The 15,869-nt window shown below is 64.3% G+C and carries 21 protein-coding genes; 14 read left to right on the top strand and 7 right to left on the bottom strand.

Translation table 11 applies throughout. The features are described 5' to 3' along the window. Positions 1 to 60: 60 nt before the first annotated feature. Together FBY30_RS13870 and FBY30_RS13865 are read right to left on the bottom strand one after the other, a co-directional pair. Entirely contained in the window at positions 61 to 1,116 is a 1,056-nt protein-coding gene (locus FBY30_RS13870) for a zinc-dependent alcohol dehydrogenase family protein (protein WP_142133379.1), read from the bottom strand. 10 nt (positions 1,117 to 1,126) lie between these two features. Continuing rightward, on the bottom strand, positions 1,127 to 2,014 hold the full coding sequence (locus FBY30_RS13865) for a hypothetical protein (RefSeq protein WP_200830693.1): 888 nt from the start codon (positions 2,012 to 2,014) through the stop codon (positions 1,127 to 1,129). A gap of 148 nt (positions 2,015 to 2,162) precedes the next feature. Here FBY30_RS13865 and FBY30_RS13860 point away from each other — a divergent pair, with 148 nt between their 5' ends. Further along, positions 2,163 to 2,633 (top strand): pyridoxamine 5'-phosphate oxidase family protein, encoded by a 471-nt coding sequence (locus tag FBY30_RS13860; protein ID WP_142133378.1) that lies wholly within the window; start codon positions 2,163 to 2,165, stop codon positions 2,631 to 2,633. Between the two features lie 49 nt (positions 2,634 to 2,682). Next, the gene (locus FBY30_RS13855) at positions 2,683 to 3,702 is read left to right on the top strand and encodes a zinc-dependent alcohol dehydrogenase family protein (RefSeq protein WP_200830692.1); all 1,020 of its coding nucleotides are present in this window, start codon (positions 2,683 to 2,685) and stop codon (positions 3,700 to 3,702) included. A 67-nt stretch (positions 3,703 to 3,769) separates the two neighbouring features. Here FBY30_RS13855 and FBY30_RS13850 read toward each other — a convergent pair whose 3' ends face one another. The 5 genes from FBY30_RS13850 to FBY30_RS13830 all read right to left on the bottom strand — a co-directional run bounded on the left by FBY30_RS13850 (position 3,770) and on the right by FBY30_RS13830 (position 9,788). Beyond that, a complete protein-coding gene (locus FBY30_RS13850) occupies positions 3,770 to 4,795 on the bottom strand; it encodes an ATP-dependent 6-phosphofructokinase (RefSeq protein WP_142133376.1) in 1,026 nt (341 codons plus the stop codon). Then, positions 4,792 to 7,977 (bottom strand): HAD-IA family hydrolase, encoded by a 3,186-nt coding sequence (locus tag FBY30_RS13845; protein WP_142133375.1) that lies wholly within the window; start codon positions 7,975 to 7,977, stop codon positions 4,792 to 4,794. The genes FBY30_RS13850 and FBY30_RS13845 overlap by 4 nt, the downstream gene beginning before the upstream one ends. 57 nt (positions 7,978 to 8,034) lie before the next feature. Beyond that, the gene (locus FBY30_RS13840) at positions 8,035 to 8,499 is read right to left on the bottom strand and encodes a pyridoxamine 5'-phosphate oxidase family protein (RefSeq protein ID WP_142133374.1); all 465 of its coding nucleotides are present in this window, start codon (positions 8,497 to 8,499) and stop codon (positions 8,035 to 8,037) included. 320 nt (positions 8,500 to 8,819) lie between these two features. Then, positions 8,820 to 9,218 (bottom strand): ImmA/IrrE family metallo-endopeptidase, encoded by a 399-nt coding sequence (locus tag FBY30_RS13835; RefSeq protein ID WP_142133373.1) that lies wholly within the window; start codon positions 9,216 to 9,218, stop codon positions 8,820 to 8,822. 39 nt (positions 9,219 to 9,257) lie between these two features. Further along, a complete protein-coding gene (locus FBY30_RS13830) occupies positions 9,258 to 9,788 on the bottom strand; it encodes a hypothetical protein (protein WP_142133372.1) in 531 nt (176 codons plus the stop codon). Positions 9,789 to 10,076: 288 nt separating this feature from the next. Between FBY30_RS13830 and FBY30_RS13825 the strand changes: the two genes are divergently transcribed. The 12 genes from FBY30_RS13825 (at position 10,077) to FBY30_RS13775 (ending at position 15,833) form a co-directional block, all read left to right on the top strand. Then, positions 10,077 to 10,376 carry a helix-turn-helix transcriptional regulator gene (locus FBY30_RS13825; RefSeq protein ID WP_142133371.1) on the top strand — a complete coding sequence of 100 codons (300 nt, stop codon included), beginning with the start codon at positions 10,077 to 10,079 and terminating at the stop codon, positions 10,374 to 10,376. Between the two features lie 16 nt (positions 10,377 to 10,392). Continuing rightward, positions 10,393 to 10,650, top strand: a complete 258-nt coding sequence (locus FBY30_RS13820) for a hypothetical protein (protein ID WP_142133370.1) — start codon at positions 10,393 to 10,395, stop codon at positions 10,648 to 10,650. After that, positions 10,647 to 10,886: a helix-turn-helix domain-containing protein gene (locus FBY30_RS13815; RefSeq protein ID WP_160141480.1), complete on the top strand. Its 240-nt coding sequence runs from the start codon at positions 10,647 to 10,649 to the stop codon at positions 10,884 to 10,886. Before FBY30_RS13820 ends, FBY30_RS13815 begins: the two co-directional genes overlap by 4 nt. A 79-nt stretch (positions 10,887 to 10,965) precedes the next feature. Beyond that, positions 10,966 to 11,319 carry a hypothetical protein gene (locus FBY30_RS13810; RefSeq protein WP_142133368.1) on the top strand — a complete coding sequence of 118 codons (354 nt, stop codon included), beginning with the start codon at positions 10,966 to 10,968 and terminating at the stop codon, positions 11,317 to 11,319. Continuing rightward, positions 11,316 to 11,441: a hypothetical protein gene (locus FBY30_RS21140; protein ID WP_268815699.1), complete on the top strand. Its 126-nt coding sequence runs from the start codon at positions 11,316 to 11,318 to the stop codon at positions 11,439 to 11,441. Before FBY30_RS13810 ends, FBY30_RS21140 begins: the two co-directional genes overlap by 4 nt. A 153-nt stretch (positions 11,442 to 11,594) precedes the next feature. Then, on the top strand, positions 11,595 to 12,371 hold the full coding sequence (locus FBY30_RS13805; protein WP_142133367.1) for a hypothetical protein: 777 nt from the start codon (positions 11,595 to 11,597) through the stop codon (positions 12,369 to 12,371). Continuing rightward, complete coding sequence (locus FBY30_RS20830) at positions 12,371 to 13,069, top strand: hypothetical protein (RefSeq protein WP_200830691.1); 699 nt, start codon at positions 12,371 to 12,373, stop codon at positions 13,067 to 13,069. The genes FBY30_RS13805 and FBY30_RS20830 overlap by 1 nt, the downstream gene beginning before the upstream one ends. After that, entirely contained in the window at positions 13,066 to 13,428 is a 363-nt protein-coding gene (locus tag FBY30_RS13795; RefSeq protein WP_142133366.1) for a hypothetical protein, read from the top strand. The genes FBY30_RS20830 and FBY30_RS13795 overlap by 4 nt, the downstream gene beginning before the upstream one ends. After that, positions 13,425 to 13,799 (top strand): hypothetical protein, encoded by a 375-nt coding sequence (locus FBY30_RS13790; RefSeq protein ID WP_142133365.1) that lies wholly within the window; start codon positions 13,425 to 13,427, stop codon positions 13,797 to 13,799. Before FBY30_RS13795 ends, FBY30_RS13790 begins: the two co-directional genes overlap by 4 nt. A gap of 2 nt (positions 13,800 to 13,801) precedes the next feature. After that, positions 13,802 to 14,290, top strand: a complete 489-nt coding sequence (locus tag FBY30_RS13785) for a single-stranded DNA-binding protein (protein ID WP_142133364.1) — start codon at positions 13,802 to 13,804, stop codon at positions 14,288 to 14,290. A gap of 26 nt (positions 14,291 to 14,316) precedes the next feature. Further along, complete coding sequence (locus FBY30_RS13780) at positions 14,317 to 14,637, top strand: glutaredoxin family protein (RefSeq protein ID WP_327437015.1); 321 nt, start codon at positions 14,317 to 14,319, stop codon at positions 14,635 to 14,637. 233 nt (positions 14,638 to 14,870) lie between these two features. Beyond that, positions 14,871 to 15,833 carry a hypothetical protein gene (locus tag FBY30_RS13775; RefSeq protein ID WP_142133363.1) on the top strand — a complete coding sequence of 321 codons (963 nt, stop codon included), beginning with the start codon at positions 14,871 to 14,873 and terminating at the stop codon, positions 15,831 to 15,833. Positions 15,834 to 15,869: the final 36 nt, after the last annotated feature.

Here is a 15,869-nt window from a genome sequence, read left to right as displayed (position 1 = left end):
CACCTGCCTGCTGCGGGAATTACGCTTCCGTCATAGCTGGAGGCTTTAGGGCTGGACGCTTCAGGGCTGGAGGACCACCTTGAGCGCCTTGGTCTCGGCGGCGCGGGAGAAGGTGTCGTAGGCGTCGAGGAACTGGTCGAAGCCAAAATGGTGTGTGGCGAACTTTTCCGCCCGGATTTTTCCCTGTGACACGAGCTTGAGCAGCATAGGCGTGGTGTTGGTATTCACCAGTCCCATGCTGATGTTGATGTTCTGGATCCAAAGATCCTCGAGGTGCAGTTCCACCGGTTTTCCGTGCACTCCCACGTTGGCCACGGAACCGCCCGGCCGGACAATGTCGGTGCACATCGCGAACGTCGCCGGCACGCCCACCGCTTCGATGGCCACGTCCACGCCGTGTCCGCCTGTGAGTGCGAGGACCTGTTCCTTCCAGTCAGCGCTGCCGGAGAGGACCGTGTCCGTGGCCCCGAACTCCTTCGCCTTGTGGAGGCGGTTGGCGTCCAGGTCGATGGCCACCACAGTGGCGGCGCCATAAAGCCCCGCCGTGGTGATGGCCGCCAGGCCCACCGGCCCTGCACCCACCACCGCCACGCTGTCGCCGGGCTTGACCCTGCCGTACTGGACCCCGATTTCGAAGCCGGTGGGAAGGATGTCCGAGAGCATGACAGCCTGTTCATCGCTCACGCCCGCAGGCAACAGGTGCAGCGAGTTGTCAGCGTAGGGAACGCGGACGTACTCGGCCTGGGTACCGTCGATCAGGTGGCCGAAAATCCATCCAGTGCCTTGCTGTCCTTCTGCGCCAAGGCAGTGTGAGTACAGGCCCGACTTGCAGTTGGCACAGTGCCCGCAGGATTTGATGCAGGAGATGATGACGCGGTCGTTTACCTTGAGGCCGGTCACGGAAGGGCCGGTCTCGACGACCGTCCCCACTCCCTCGTGGCCCAGGATCCGGCCCTGCTGTACGGCGGGCACGTCACCTTTGAGGATATGCAGGTCGGTACCGCAGATGGTGGTTGTATCGACTTTGACGATTGCGTCGCCGGGTTGCTGGATCCGGGGGTCGGGGACGTCGGTCCAGGACTTTTTACCGGGTCCGCCGTAGACCAGGGCTTTCATAAGCTTCTCCTTAATGTGAGGGCCGGCTCTGCGTTCGCCGGCCGGTTGATGGTTGCCGGTGCGCCGGCTGCGTATCCGCCGGCTGGAGGACCGGAAGGCTTTCCCCTGGTGGCCATGCGGTCCGGAGTTTGGCAAGGTGCAATGTCGCAAGCACCAGGAACAGCGCCGAGAGGGCAAGCGACTGCACGAGTGCCGCCCCGTCCGGCGCTGCCCCAAACAGGGGCTTAACCAGTTCACCCGCCGCCAGGGAGAAGATGAGCGTGAAACCCAGGACATGCAGGGCCGGCAGGAGCAACAATCCTGTCCGGTGGTTCCGGTATGCCAGGAAGGACAGGATGACGAACCCGGGCATGATGAAGCAAAGGTCCAGGATAGAGATTGAGTAGAGGGAGTCGATTTGCTCGCCCGCAGCCATGAGGGGCAGGAGCATCCCGATCCAGAGGGGATAAAAAACCAAGGGCTGAAGGATGGCGCCCGAAGCCGACGTAAGCCGCACCGCGCGGGGCAGGGATACCGACGGGGTTGTGCGGTCCAGGGTGGCTCCGGCCGTGGCCAGCGCCCAAAAAGACAGTGCGAAGACCGCCATGTACAGCAGGTACAAGGCGTTGTAGGTCCGCTCGATGACGTAAATCCCGTAAGCGTAGAAAAGGTAGCCGAGGAGCCCAAGGGCCACAATTTGGTGCCTTGTCCTTTGCGGCCTGGCCGCGCAGGCCAGGTAGAGCAAACCGAGCCCGGCCGCCGCGGAAAGCAAATCCTGCGAGTATGCACCGGGGACAAGCCCGGGGGCCACCACCCGGTCGTAGATTTCAGTTCGCCAGATTCCCGTTGCTGCAGCACCCAGTGCCAACAGTCCGGCAACACTCCACAGGAGGCGGTTGAGGAACAGATGCGTCAGCATGGCCACCTTTCGCAGGGAAGATCAGCTTCCCCGGCGTCTCCCCAGCGTCCCATCGGCCCTTCCGGGGTCCAAGGGCCTTAGGTCCTTCCCTTCAGGCCGGGCCTTTGTGCCCTTTTCGCAGGCAGGAGGGTTGCCTACGCTGTGCCGTATGACTGACAACACGAACGTACCGGCGCCGGAAATCCTTGACGCGGAGGAATGCTGGGCGCTCCTCTCCCAGACCGGGGTGGGACGGCTGGCCGTCATCGCCGACGGCCATCCCGACGTCTTCCCCGTCAACTACAAGGTGGACGGCCAATCGCTGGTTTTCCGCACGGGCAGCGGCACCAAGCAGCAGGCAATCCAATCGGATGCCGTTGTTGCACTGGAAGCGGATGCGGTCAGCTCACAGTTCGGCCTCGCCTGGAGCGTTGTCATCAAGGGCAAGGCACAGGAGACAACGCCCACAGGCCCTGACCTGGATGACATCCGCCGTGCCCTGTTTCCGTGGCAGGGCGTCGGGCAGGAGCACTTCATCCGCATCACGCCGGAGTCCATCACGGGGAGGCGCTTTACCGTAAGCGCGCCGCTGCTGTGGCAGACCCCGCTGGATGACGCAACCCGGGCGGGCTTCGAATAAGGGGCCGGCGGGGCGGAGGCACCGGCAGGCCAACGGAGCGGGAGGCGCTGTGCGCGCATGGTGGGTGAACGAACCCGGGCCCCTCTCCACCCATCCCCTGGTGCTGGGACACCGGGCCACCCCCAGTCCGGCCACCCGCGAACTCCTGGTGGAAGTTACCGTCTGCGGTATCTGCCGCACAGACCTCCATCTCGCAGAAGGAGACCTGGCACCGCAGCATCCGCACGTAGTGCCCGGCCACGAAGCAGTCGGCGTCGTCATTGAAACGGGGACGGACTGCTCCCGTTTCAAGGTAGGAGACAGGGTCGGGGTGGCCTGGCTCGGCGGGACCTGCGGCAAGTGCCCTTACTGCCGCCGAGGTGACGAAAATCTATGCTCGTCACCGGTCTTCACCGGTTGGGACCGGGATGGCGGCTACGCGGAGCACCTCACAGTGGCGGAGGACTTCGCGTACCCTCTGCCTGCCTCCTTCACTGACGAACAGGCTGCACCGCTGCTGTGTTCCGGGATCATCGGTTACCGGGCCCTGAAACGCGCCGCGCTGCCGGTCGGCGGGCGCCTGGGCATCTACGGATTTGGCAGTTCAGCACACATCACGGCCCAATTGGCGCTCAAACAAGGTGCGTCCGTGTTCGTGATGACCCGTTCTGCGAGCGCGCGGTCACTGGCGCTGGAGCTGGGAGCGGAGTATGCAGGCGACGCTTACGCCGAACCGCCGGTACCGCTCGATTCCGCCATACTGTTTGCCCCGGCAGGCGACCTCGTTCCCGTCGCGCTGCGTGCCCTGGACCGTGGCGGGACGCTGGCCATTGCCGGGATCCACCTGACTGACATACCGGCCCTGAATTACGCCAGGGAGCTCTTTCTTGAACGGCAAGTGCGGAGTGTGACTGCCAACACCAGGGCGGACGGGCACGAGTTCCTAACCCTCGCAGCCCGGCTTTCCCTGGCCCTCACCACCACGGTTTACCCGTTTGACGACGCGGACAAAGCTTTGGAAGACCTTGCCGCGGACAGGGTTACCGGATCGGCGGTCCTGCGGGTCCGGCCGGCACATGATGGGAAATAGTTTTGCCGAGCGCTCAATCCAATAATCCCCGCCCAGGAACAAGCTGGCTTCCCTTAAGTGCGATACTTCAGCCGAACAGGACGGCAGCTTCCTGGTAGCGCGCCTCCGGCACCACTTTCAGTTCCCCCAGCGCCTCCTCCAGTCCGACATTCACGATGTCCGTGCCACGCAGCGACACCATGGTTCCCCATCTGCCCACCGCTGCAGATTCGACGGCGGCCAGGCCCAGGCGGGTGGCAAGGACACGGTCGAAGGCCGTGGGTTCGCCGCCGCGCTGGATGTGGCCCAGGACTGTGGCCCGGGTTTCGATGCCGGTCCTGATCTGCAGCTCCCCTTCAAGCAGCAGTCCAATGCCTCCGAGGCGTGGCCTGCCAAAAGTATCCAGGCCGCGGGGTGCGTAAGGCGCCGCGTGCCCCTCGGGTGCGAAGGCTTCGGCCACCACCACAAGGGGCGCCCTGCCGCGGTCACGGGCGGACAGCACCCACGAACAGACCTGGTCCAGGGATACGGGATGTTCCGGTATCAGGATGGCGTGCGCGCCGGAGGCCATTCCGGAATGCAGCGCTATCCACCCGGCGTTGCGGCCCATCACTTCCGCGACCATGCAGCGGTGATGGGATTCTCCCGTGGTCCGCAGGCGGTCTATTGCTTCCGTGGCAGTTTGGACTGCGGTGTCAAAACCGAAGGTGTAATCCGTGGCGCCAAGGTCGTTGTCGATGGTCTTGGGTACCCCCACCCCATTGATGCCTTGCGCGCACAGTTCCCGGGCAGCCGCCAGCGTCCCCTCTCCCCCGATGGCGATCAGGCCCTCCAGCCCGTTGCGCCGAAAACACGCCCGTACCCCGTCGATTCCCTTGCCCACCAGCGGGTTGGTCCGGGACGTGCCGAGGATGGTTCCGCCCAGGCGTGAGATCCCTCGGACGCTCGTCCGGGGCAAGGGAACGGCGTCCTGTTCCAGGACACCCCGCCACCCGTCCTTGAATCCAACGAATTCGTACCCGTGGGCGACGTCCCCGCCCAGTACCGCTCCCCGGATGACGGCGTTGACCCCCGGGCAGTCACCACCACTGGTGAGGATCCCCAGCCGTTTCACGACGCCGCCAGTCCGGGGGCCCGGGCAGGCATCGGGAAGTGCCGGGTCCGGCCGGGAGGCAAGACAACATCGGTGCCGTACACATGCACCTTGATGGGGCCGGCGTCGCCGGGGGCGGAGGTGATGCTCATCCGGCCGTCCTTGAGGTGCACCCGAAGCCGGTGCCCTCTGTAGAGGACCTCGAAGGCGACGGCGCGAAGACCCGTGGGCAAGTTGGGCGCGAACACGATGGTTTCCCCGCTGAACCGCAGGCCCGCGAAGCTGCGCTGCACCACGTCGATGGTGCCGCCCATGGCGCCCAAATGGATCCCCGCGCGCGTGGTGCCATGCTGGGTGTCGTCCAGATCGGCGTCGAGCGCTTCCCGGAAGCTGTCCCAAGCCCTGTCCGCGTCCAGGCCTGCCAGGACAGATGCGTGCGCAACCCTGCTCAGCGTGGATCCATGCGCCGTTCGGGCCAGGTAGTACTCGATTGTCCGGTTGAGTTGTTCCTGTGTGAATCCGTAGTGCAGCCGCTGGAGGATGGCGACCAGTCCTTCGTGGCCCAGCAGGTACGGCAGCATGAGGACATCCGCCTGTTTTGCCAGTTTGTAGCAATTGGTCGCATCGTTTTCGGCTTCCAGGATCAGGTCCAGGCGTTCAATGTCGCCGTACTCGTCCCGGTAATGTTCCCAGTCAAGCTCCTTCAAGTCCCCGTAGCCCTCGAACTGGCTGATGATGCCGTCACCGTGAAAGGGGACGTACATCGCGCTTGCCATGTGCGCCCACCCGGCTGTTTCCTCAGCGGTGACACCGAGGCGTTCCATGAGCCCTGCACGCTCGCTGCCATGGAGGAAGGACGTGATGCCAGCCGCTTGGGAGCAGACCCACGCCGCCATGACGTTGGTGTAGGCATTATCGTCCAGGCCTGGTTTGTCCCGGCCAGGGTAGCCTGTGTGGTATTCGTCCGGTCCCACCACGCCACACAGGTGGTACCGGCCGCCCTGCTCGTCGTAGCGGGCCAGGGAACGGAAGAAACGGGCAACCTCGATTACCAACTCAGCCCCCTTTTGGAGGAGCCAAATTTTGTTGCCGGTGGCCTGAAAGTACTGCCAGGCGTTGAAGGCAACGGCCAGGCCCGAGTGGACCTGCAGATGCGAATGGTCTTTCACCCACCTGCCGGACCTTTCGTTGTACAACCACTTCGGTGTCTCCTCGGTTCCGTCACTGCCGCTCTGCCATGGAAACTTGGCCCCCGCCAGCCCTGCCGCAACTGCAGCGTGCCGGGCAGCGGGAAGCCGCCGCCACCGGTAATCGAGCACGGAGCGGGCAATGTCGGGCGTCTTCGAGGTGAGTACCGGCAGGACGAACAGCTCATCCCAAAAGACGTGGCCGCGGTAGCCTTCGCCGTGCAGGCCGCGCGCGGTGACGCCGGCATCGAGTTCGGCCGTGTGGTGCGTCAATGTCTGCAGCAGGTGGAAGATGTGCAGGTTGAGAACCAGTTGCACCTGGACCGGGGCGTCAATATCCACCAGGAACGGCCGGAGTTCCCGGCGCCAGGCCTCCTCATGCGCCGACAGCAATGCATCATAGTCTCCGCCCATGCGCTCCAGCACGGCTCTGGCCTCCGTCTCCGGGGAGGAGATTGCGCGGTCGCGGGAGGTCACCACTGCCACTGTCTTGGTGAGCCGTGCCGCCTTGCCCGCCTCAAGGGAAAGCAAGAGGACGTGGAAGTGGTACCCGCCTTTCCTGCCCTCCTCGATTCCGGCGGCCTCCTGGCACACGAATGTTCGGTAGGCTGCCGCGATACGGATCAGGCTTTGGGTCGTTTCCACTTCCACCACAGAGGTTGTACCTGGTGGCACCTCCGGACTGGGGCCGCGCGGGGCAGTCCTGTCGGCGAGATGGATGTCGGAGCCCAGGGCACGTTCTGGCAGGTTGGCATTGCGCACGGCGGCATTGATGCCACTGCGTACTTCCAGGTCACCGTCCCAGCCCAGCGCAGTGATCACCGTTTCAAGGACCAGCAAGTGGGGTTCGGCCATGGATACAAAGCGGGTTTGCACCACTTCCAGCCGCCGGTGGTCCGCGCCCTCCAACAGCAGCCTGCGCTCAAGCAGCGCCTTTTTGAGGTCCAGGACGCGGCGCTCCCGGACTACGGTCATCCCCCCCTCCGACCACCACGGCTGGCCGGGCAGGCGCAGATCAAGCCGCAGGCAGTCGGGTGCGTTGACCATATGTTCTTCCAGCAGCGTTTCACCGGCTGCCGTGGCCAGGACCCGGTTGTACACGCCCGCAAGATACATTCCCGCGTAGCTGAAGGGGCCGCCCTCGGGTGCCGCACCCCGCACGCCCATGTAGCCGTTGCCCAGGGTAGTCAGGGCTTCCCGGTGCCCCTCGTGCGCGGCGTCGAACCCTTCGTAGACGAGGTGCCATGCGTTGCCGATGACTTGTCCCAGGTCCAGCTCTCCCACGTCGTTGAGGACGATTCCGGCCCCCGCCGCTTCAAGCTGGCGGCGGTTGCCGGTGCGGTCGATCCCCACCACAAGGCCAAACCCGCCCCGCCGGCCGGCTTCAACCCCCGCCGCCGAATCCTCCACCACCACAGCGTGTGCCGGGGCCACTCCCAACTGTGACGCGGCCGCGAGAAACACGTCCGGTGCAGGCTTTCCGCGCAGACCCTGCCCGGCCGCCGTCGTTCCGTCCATCACGACGTCGAACAGATCGTGGATGCCTGCCGCCTGCAGGACCAATGCTGCGTTGCGGCTTGAGGTGACCACGGCGGTTGGAACCGCCGCGCCCGCAAGCCGTTGCAGCAGTTCGAGCGTCCCGGGGTAGCTCTGGACGCCGTCCTCCCGGAGGTGCTGCAGGAAGTATTCGTTCTTCCAGGCACCCAAGCCGAATCCCGTCCAGGCTCCGGCTTCGTCAGTCTCTTTCCCCTTTTCGACCCGCACTCCGCGGGCCGCCAGGAACCTCATCACCCCTTCCTCACGCGGCATCCCGTCAACGTATTTGAGGTAGTCCGTCCTGCTGAGGGGGGCACGGTTGGCGGCCGCCGGAACCCGTGGATCGTGGAGGATCCGGTCAAACGCGTCTTTCCAGGCAGCCTGGTGGACCAGCGCCGTGTTGGTGACCACGCCGTCGAGGTCGAAAATGACGGCGTCGAACGGTGGTTTGGCGGCAGCGGCGGTGGGCGACCCGATCATAGGTCAGTGGTACCAGCAAGCCCGCATTACGGAAAGGGCCGATGGGCCCGGCGCAAGCTACCCAGTGCCCCTGCTTGCTGCCTGTCCCACGTGGTTCCACCACGTCAGCGGCGACGTGATGGTGAAGCGCCTGCCGCTGACGGAGGTGGGGACAATTCGGACGAAGTGATCCTTTTGGCCCGCCTGCCAGGGAAAGAGTGTCAGTCCGGCCCCGGACAGGATTTCCTCCGAAGGGTCCAGGATGACGGCCCTGCCTTTGACCAGCACGCTCCACGCCCGGGACGCGTCATGGCCGTCGGCTTCTAGCGCGACGGCAAGTGGTCCCCCGGCTGCGCGCAGTTTGGTTCCTTCCCCGGTGCGGAAGACAACAGATTCCTGGTCCACCTTGAAGTTGACCGGAAAGACTTCCGGATAGCCGTCCACTAATACCGCCAAATGGCCGACGGACACTTCCCGGAGGAGGTCCCAGCACGTTCCGGCATCCAGGACTTCGGTGGGCGTTTGCGGCGCGTCATTGTGCATGATCCGAAAATAACGGCGCGCGGGCCCGACTGCTAGAGCATTTCGACCCGGCCAAGGAGCCGCGTTTCCAGTGCAGACTCCCTTACGCAAATCACCGGCGCGGGGCAAAGAAAAACACCCCGGTCCGAAGACCGGGGTGTTTTAGATGGTTCGAGCCATCCGTGAAGGATGGCTCGAACCGTGGGGTGGAGATGGGGGGAATTGAACCACCCCAGCCACCAAGAATAGCGCCGAAGTTCCGCATGTTTCCGGGGTTTCGTGCGACTTGAAACTACCATTAAAGACTTCGCAAGACGGTTCTTGTGCACTAAGTGCACACGCTATGCGGCGCATTCGAAGCGCATCTGCAGCACGTACCGGGCATCCTCCGGGAGGCTGGCGATCCAGTCCGACAGAACGCTCTTGGTCACCATGACATCCTCTGCCAGTTCGTCCAGTGAGTGCGCCCAGGGAGCGTGATCCCATACCGCCTGCCAGGACACGAGACGGTCCGCCGCCGCAGCCCGGACCTTCTTCTCGACGGCCGGCGACTGGCACTCTTTGTGGCCGAGTTCGATGTGGACGAGTTCGTGGATGATGGCGCAGCGCCGCTCCCGGTAGGTGAGCCTGTCATCAAGATAGATCGTCCTGCCGTCCGTGGCTGCAACGAGGAATCCGGGCAGCCGGTGGGTGACGATACGCACGCCCAACGCTTCTGCCAATCTCTCCCCCGAGTCCATGCCAGCACCCTAAAGGATGCGACTGACACTGACGAGTAACTACTCCCGCTCCTGGGACTCTTCCCCGGCACGAGCGGAACGGGCCGCTTCCCGTTTTCCCTCAGATTCCACCTCGGTCATGGCGGCCATCTTGGAGAAGTCCGGCGCCCGGTCCTCGGTCTTGCGTGTGGGCAACTTCACTACGTTGTCCGGCGCGCTGGTGGTTTGCTTCCGGCTGCCGTCCATCCAGTTGAGGAATTCGCCGGCGGTGTTCCGGAGGATGTCTTTGGATTCGTCGGGCAGGCGGCCGGCGCCCCAGAGGATGAGGTCGGACTCGTTGTTGTCTCCGACGTCGATGCCGAGGGTGCGGGCCGCGGCGAGGACGAGCTCGCGGGGGCTGACGCTGAATGCTTTGGAGAGACCGGCGATGGTCTCCGGGGTTGGCATGCGGGTGAATCCGTCTTTGACGATGGACTGCAGGGCGCGGGCCTTGGGGACTCCGCCGGCGCGCTTGGAGATCGCTTCGTAGGAGTCGTCCTTTTTGTGGGCCAGGACGAGCTGTTGGAAGTTGGGGCCTGTGTTCGTGGTCATGCCATTGAGCTTTCCTGTGGGTGTCCTGGTGCGCAACGCTGACGGTGCGCACTATGCCTACCGGTAGGCGGTACCTCTAATTTTAGGGTCCTGCCTACTAAAAATTCCCCCCATCCCTTTAGTGATCAGTGTGGGTGCGGGAAATCCGCACTGTCAGTGCTTGACTTACCGCCTACCGGTAGGCAATACTCAAAGGGCAGCAGATAACAGGCGAACCGCCTACCGAAACAAGAAGGAGAGCTCATGTCACCCTGGCGCACTAAGGCCCGTTGGCCGAAAGGAACCTACATGCGACTGGTCTCAAAGGAAGCGCTCCGCGCCTTCCTCATCACTCAAAAAGACATCGACGCGCACCGGGCGGGCGCACCGATCCCACACAAGATGACGCAGCGGGGGCTGGCTGACCGTGTGGGCGTCCACCCGTCCTTCATCAACCACCTGACCAGCGGCCGCCGCCGCTGCCTGGAACCCGAAACCGCAACCCGCATCGCGGAGGTCCTCAACATCCCCGTAGAGGTCCTTTTCGAGCCCGTAGCACCGTCTGCCAAGCGGCAAACCACCCGCTCACAGCGCCTATCAGTCGCTTAGGAAAGGACACGCCGACATGGCACAAGCAATCGCATTGGAAGACAACAGTTGGACGGAGGACGCAGTGGCCACCATCGCGGACCTCGCTTCCAGGGGAGGCACTGTCACTGCCGATGACCTACGCAGGCACCACCGCCCGGCACCCCACCCCAACAAGGTCGGAGGCGCTTTCAAGATCGCCCGCTCCCGCGGCCTCATCCGCGAAGCAGGGATCTCCACCTCCAAGCAGCGCTCCCGCCACGGCGGAGTCCTCCGCGAATGGGTGGCGGCATGAACACCTACTACACCGTCCCCGAAGTAGCCCAGATGTTCCGGGTGTGCGAGGAGACAGTCCGCCGCCGGGTCCGGACCAACAAATGGCCGGCATGGCGGGACGGGACGCAGATCAGGTTCGGCGCCGAGGACATCGAAGCGATCCGCCGCCAGGGAGCGAAAGCCCCCACCCCGGCGAAGGAAGAACGCCGGGCCCGCAACCGCCAGCTCCGCAACATCCCCGTCTTCGCCCAATAAAAAAGGGCCCCGCAGCCGACCAAAGCAATCGCGGGACCCCATGAACAAGCAAGAAGCTCATCTACCGGAAGGATACCCGATGTACACCTACCACTTCACGAAACGGCAGGCCGAAACCGCGGCCCGCGCCACCATCGTCAACTACTACGAGCGGTACCCGAACGAATGGCAGGACGAGGAGAAGCTCGCGTTCGACGTCTCCGCCCTCCTCGGCATCCGCCCCGAACCGAACTACACCGCAGCTGCCCTCCAGGCACTCGATGATCTCCGCAAGGTGGAGAACGGCACCCACATGGACCTCGAGTCAGCCGAAGCTGAGGACCTGGTGGAGCAGTTCGAAGGGGACCTGCTCACCGCGATCCGCGACGTGATCTCCACCTTCCCTGACCTGGGCCAGCAGGTCTTCATCCCAACGATGGAGTTGGCAGCATGAGCCGCCAGCGGATCCGACTCACCGCCCGTGGCGAGGCAGTCTTTGGCACCCTCGCCGGCGTCGCGTTCCTCTTCACCCTCGTCATCTTCTGGGCCGCCGTGGGCGACCTCCTGGGGATCTGACCATGAACTGCTACTGCCGCGGAGCCGGCCATTGCGAAGACTGCGGCGGCCACGTCTGCACCGGCGGCTGCATCTGCCAGGTAGACGGAGCCCCCCAAACCCAAGAACTCGTAACGACCGGCTGGGCACCGGCCGGGAATAGGAGCTAGATCAGTGAGTAAGACAAAGGAACTCATTCGCGGCCTCTCCTACGAGGACGAGGGCCACAAGTACCTGCTGGACGGGAAGCGGGCCACCTCGGTTACCACCATCCTGTCCGGCGGCATCCCTAAGCCGTTCCTCGTCCCCTGGGCAGCGAAGAAAGCGGCAGAGTTCGCCGTCGCCAACCCGGGCGCTTCATTCGAGGAAATCAAGGAAGCCCCTAACCGGGAACGCGATGCGGCCGCGGTGCGCGGGACTGCCGTCCACGACATCGCGGAGAAGATCATCCACGGCGAGGCGGTTGACATCCCCGAGGAGCTGTACTCCTACGTGGATGGATACGTTCGCTTCCTGGATGCCTTCAACGTGCAGCCCCTCCTTATCGAGAAGCCGGTGGCCAACCGCCGGCTGGGCTACGCCGGCCGGTTCGATGCCATCGTGCAGCTCCCCGGCCTGAATGGTTCGGACCCGGTCATGGTGGACCTCAAGACCTCGAACGGGGTCTACCGGGAGACAAAGGCCCAGTGCGCCGCGTACTCCCTGGCGGACTTCTACGTGGAGCCCGATGCCCCATCAGTGGAGATGCCACTCCCTGAGATCCAGGCGTCCTACGTCGCCCACATCACCCCGGACGGGACCTTCCTGCACCCGCTGGCCCGCGATCGGGCGGAGCTGCTCGAGCACTTCGAGATCTTCGAGCACGCCCACGCCATCTACAAGTTCGGCCTTGCCAAGCACAAGGTCCTTGATCCCGTCCCTTACCCCTCCATCGAATTTGAGGCTGCATAATGACCGAGACAAACACGGGCCTTGCCAGGCTCCGCGACCCGTTCCCCCCGAACGCGATCAACCTCCTCCCCAAGCAGGTCCGGAGGGACGACAAGAACCGCTTCCAGTGCAACCCCCAGAACGGCCGGCAGGTCTCTATGGATGGTAAGTACTGCGGCGGCTACCACGCCCTCTCCATCCACTTGGACTACGTCGGCCATGCCGCCCTCACGGACCGGCTGCTCGAGGTGGACCCGGAGTGGTCCTGGGAGCCGCTGGCCATCGGGGAGAACGGCCTCCCGGTTTTCGACAAGGACGGCGGCCTCTGGATCCGGCTGAAGATCTGCGGGGTGGAACGTCTCGGCTACGGAGACTCCCAGGGCAAGACCGGCGGCAACGCCGTAAAGGAAGCCATCGGTGACGCCCTCCGCAACGCCGGCATGCGCTTCGGCGCCGCCCTGGACCTCTGGCACAAGGGAGACCTGCACGATGCCTCGGAGGAGCAGGGCAAACTGGATGCCCCAGCGGAGGAACCAGCACCAGCGCCGGCACGGAAGTTGCAGCGGAAGACGGTAGACCTCGACATCTGGGTGGACAAGATCGCTGACTGCGGCACCAAGGCAGAGCTGCAGGCCCTTTGGAAGACCGCTCAGGCTGAGGGCCAACCGGAGGCCGTTCTATCGATGATCGTCCAAGCTGCAGGTGAGCGGGCAGCGTGACCACACCAACCGCTAACGATGTCGTCCTCCTCCTGGCCCGGCTGGGCCGGGAGTTGGACGCCAAGCAAGGCGAGATCAGCCGCCTCGATGAGGAAGCCGTCCGGCTCCGGTCAAGGTACGAGATCACCCTCTCCCGGTCCTTCCTCCAGGCCGAGGGGCCCATGGATGTCAGGAAGCATCAGTCCATCATCGACGCGGCAGCCTACAAGCTGGACGCCGAGATCGCGGACCAGAAGCTCCGGGCTGCGAGGGAGTCCATCCGGGTCCTCCGGGACCGCCTTGACATCGGTCGGTCCCTGAACTCGGCCATCAAGAGCGAATGGATGGCCCAGCCGGCCGGGCAGCAGGGGGCGGCATGAGCGGGAACACCGGCTTCACCCGGGCGCAGAAGATCACCATCGCCGCCCGTGACCTCGGCTGCGTCATCCACGGCGCCACCGGGTGCGCTGGGGAACTCGTCCACCACCACCGGAAGGGCCGCGGCGCAGGCGGAGTGAAGTCCCGCAACCGAGTCGCTAACGGCCTTCTGGTCTGCTCCGCCTGGAACGGAGACGTGGAGTCCCTGCCCGACGTCGCGGCGCAGGCCCGAAAGAACGGCTGGAAGCTCCGCACGGACCACGAGATCGACACCCTCCCCGTGTACATCCCCCGACTCGGCCAGTTCGTCTTCCTGGACGACGCCGGTAACTACCTCAACATGCAACACCAACCCCTACGAAAGGCGGCCTAGACATGGCAGGCGAAACCCAAACCACAGTGATCGGGAACCTCGTGCAGGACCCTGAACTCCGCTTCACTCCTTCGGGTAGCGCGGTGGCGAATTTCACCATCGCTTCCACCCCGCGGACCTTTGACCGGCAGGCCAACGAGTGGAAGGACGGGGAGACCCTGTTCCTCCGGGCAGCAGTGTGGAAAGAAGCGGCGGAGAACGTCGCGGAGACCCTTCGGAAGGGTATGCGCGTCATCGCCCAAGGCCGGTTGAAGTCCCGCTCCTACGAGACCAAAGAGGGCGAAAAGCGGACCGTCATCGAGCTCGAGGTGGACGAGATCGGCCCGTCCCTCCGTTCGGCCACGGCCACCATCACCAGGACCCAGCGGAACGGAAACGGCGGCGGTAACTACCAGCAGTCCTCCGGTAACTGGGGCGGTAACCAGCAGCAGGAAGAACAGTGGCCCGCCCAAGCCACCGCAGGCGGCTACGACTCCGAGCCTCCCTTCTAAGAATCAACCAGACAGGAAACGAAACCGTGACCATCACCGACCTCACACCCCGCATCGAAGCCCGCAACGGCGTAGCAGTCACGCTCTACAGCAAGCCGAAGGGATGCGTGCAGTGCGATGCCACCAAGCGGAAGTTCAAGAAGGAAGGAGTCGAGTACACCGACGTCGATGTAACCCAAGACGCCACGGCGCTGGAGTTCATCAAGTCCCTCGGCTACTCCCAGGCGCCTGTCGTCTACGTCTCGAAGGCGGACGGCGATCACCACTGGTCCGGCTACGACGTGAACGAGATTGACGAGCACATTCTCGGCAAGGTTCCCGGGGCCGCGCTGGAGGCTGCCTCGTGAAGACCATCGCACTCATCCCTCCCAAGCCGGCCCTGAACATCCCCCGCCGGCAACCCACCGTCACCCTCTGCACGTCTTGCGATAGGCCGCTCAACGAGACCGAAGAGTGCGCTGGCTGCACTAAGTAAAGCCCTCCCTGTCAGCGCCTGCAGCACCGGGCCCGCACAGGGAAACACTCGGGGCTCCCACACCACCCGTGGGAGCCCCACCCAACCCTCTACGAAAGAGCGAACATGAATCAGCAAGATCCCACGCTCCGCATCCTCTCACTGGGTGCCGGCGTCCAGTCCTCCGCTCTCCTGATCCTCGCGGCCCGCGGCGACCTCCCTAAGCTCGATGGGGCGATCTTCTCGGATACCGGCTGGGAGCCCGCCGCTGTCTACGAACACCTGGACCGCCTGGAGCGCGAAGTCGCCAAGCCTGCAGGCATCCCCATCTACCGTGTCTCATCCGGGAACATCAGGAACGATGCCCTGGACCCGGCCCACCGCTTCGCCAGCATGCCCCTGTACATCAAGAACAAAGACGGCGGCGACGGTATGACGCGGCGTCAGTGCACCAGCGAGTACAAGCTCAAGCCCATCAAGGAGAAGACCAGAGAATTGCTGGGCGCAGAGCCCCGAGAAGACGGCAAACCGGGAAGGGTCCCCGCCGGGCGCTTCGCTGAACAATGGGTAGGCATCAGCACCGACGAGATCAGCAGGGCGTTGGACCAGGAGGGCAACCTCAAGACCGGAGACGTGAAGTACTCGCGGAACCGGTACCCGCTTATTGAGCTGGGCATGGACCGTGATAAGTGCCGGGCGCTGCTCACCGCCCACGGCTTCGGAGACACCCCTAAATCTGCGTGCATCGGCTGCCCGTTCCACTCGAACATGCAGTGGCGGCAACTCCGCGACGAAAACCCCAAGGAATGGCAGGACGCGGTCGAGTTCGACGCTGCAATCCGTGCCGGCTCAGCCAGGGCCAACGCCCAGGGCCAACCGCTCCTAGGCCAGGCATTCCTACACAGGTCCCGCGTACCGCTCAGCGAAGCGCCGATCGACAAGGTGTCCTACTTCGAGTGGGCTTCCAGGCAATCCGATGTCTTGAGCCTGTTGGCTGTCTCGGAGTTCGAAGAGCGGCTCAGCCAGGAGGACAACGCAAGCATGACGGGTTGCTCCCCGTTCTCTTGCCGCTCCGATGAGGCGGCGTGAGTACCCGGCAGGCGTACCGGGTGCAGCACCGAAAAC

The organism is Arthrobacter sp. SLBN-83, assembly GCF_006715285.1.
GTDB lineage: Bacteria > Actinomycetota > Actinomycetes > Actinomycetales > Micrococcaceae > Arthrobacter.
Note: the sequence above shows the minus strand (reverse complement) of the source record. Positions and strands in the feature narration are given on the sequence as shown.

Excerpts from the sequence above, each read along its gene's own strand:
- FBY30_RS20830 (WP_200830691.1), top strand. The coding sequence starts at position 12,371 with ATGACCGAGACAAACACGGGCCTTGCCAGGCTCCGCGACCCGTTCCCC.
- FBY30_RS13790 (WP_142133365.1), top strand. The coding sequence starts at position 13,425 with ATGAGCGGGAACACCGGCTTCACCCGGGCGCAGAAGATCACCATCGCC.
- FBY30_RS13860 (WP_142133378.1), top strand. The coding sequence starts at position 2,163 with ATGACTGACAACACGAACGTACCGGCGCCGGAAATCCTTGACGCGGAG.
- FBY30_RS13810 (WP_142133368.1), top strand. The coding sequence starts at position 10,966 with ATGTACACCTACCACTTCACGAAACGGCAGGCCGAAACCGCGGCCCGC.
- FBY30_RS13840 (WP_142133374.1), bottom strand. The coding sequence starts at position 8,499 with ATGCACAATGACGCGCCGCAAACGCCCACCGAAGTCCTGGATGCCGGA.
- FBY30_RS13820 (WP_142133370.1), top strand. The coding sequence starts at position 10,393 with ATGGCACAAGCAATCGCATTGGAAGACAACAGTTGGACGGAGGACGCA.
- FBY30_RS13785 (WP_142133364.1), top strand. The coding sequence starts at position 13,802 with ATGGCAGGCGAAACCCAAACCACAGTGATCGGGAACCTCGTGCAGGAC.
- FBY30_RS13825 (WP_142133371.1), top strand. The coding sequence starts at position 10,077 with ATGCGACTGGTCTCAAAGGAAGCGCTCCGCGCCTTCCTCATCACTCAA.
- FBY30_RS13815 (WP_160141480.1), top strand. The coding sequence starts at position 10,647 with ATGAACACCTACTACACCGTCCCCGAAGTAGCCCAGATGTTCCGGGTG.
- FBY30_RS13830 (WP_142133372.1), bottom strand. The coding sequence starts at position 9,788 with ATGACCACGAACACAGGCCCCAACTTCCAACAGCTCGTCCTGGCCCAC.
- FBY30_RS13775 (WP_142133363.1), top strand. The coding sequence starts at position 14,871 with ATGAATCAGCAAGATCCCACGCTCCGCATCCTCTCACTGGGTGCCGGC.
- FBY30_RS13845 (WP_142133375.1), bottom strand. The coding sequence starts at position 7,977 with ATGATCGGGTCGCCCACCGCCGCTGCCGCCAAACCACCGTTCGACGCC.
- FBY30_RS21140 (WP_268815699.1), top strand. The coding sequence starts at position 11,316 with ATGAGCCGCCAGCGGATCCGACTCACCGCCCGTGGCGAGGCAGTCTTT.
- FBY30_RS13870 (WP_142133379.1), bottom strand. The coding sequence starts at position 1,116 with ATGAAAGCCCTGGTCTACGGCGGACCCGGTAAAAAGTCCTGGACCGAC.
- FBY30_RS13835 (WP_142133373.1), bottom strand. The coding sequence starts at position 9,218 with ATGGACTCGGGGGAGAGATTGGCAGAAGCGTTGGGCGTGCGTATCGTC.
- FBY30_RS13865 (WP_200830693.1), bottom strand. The coding sequence starts at position 2,014 with ATGCTGACGCATCTGTTCCTCAACCGCCTCCTGTGGAGTGTTGCCGGA.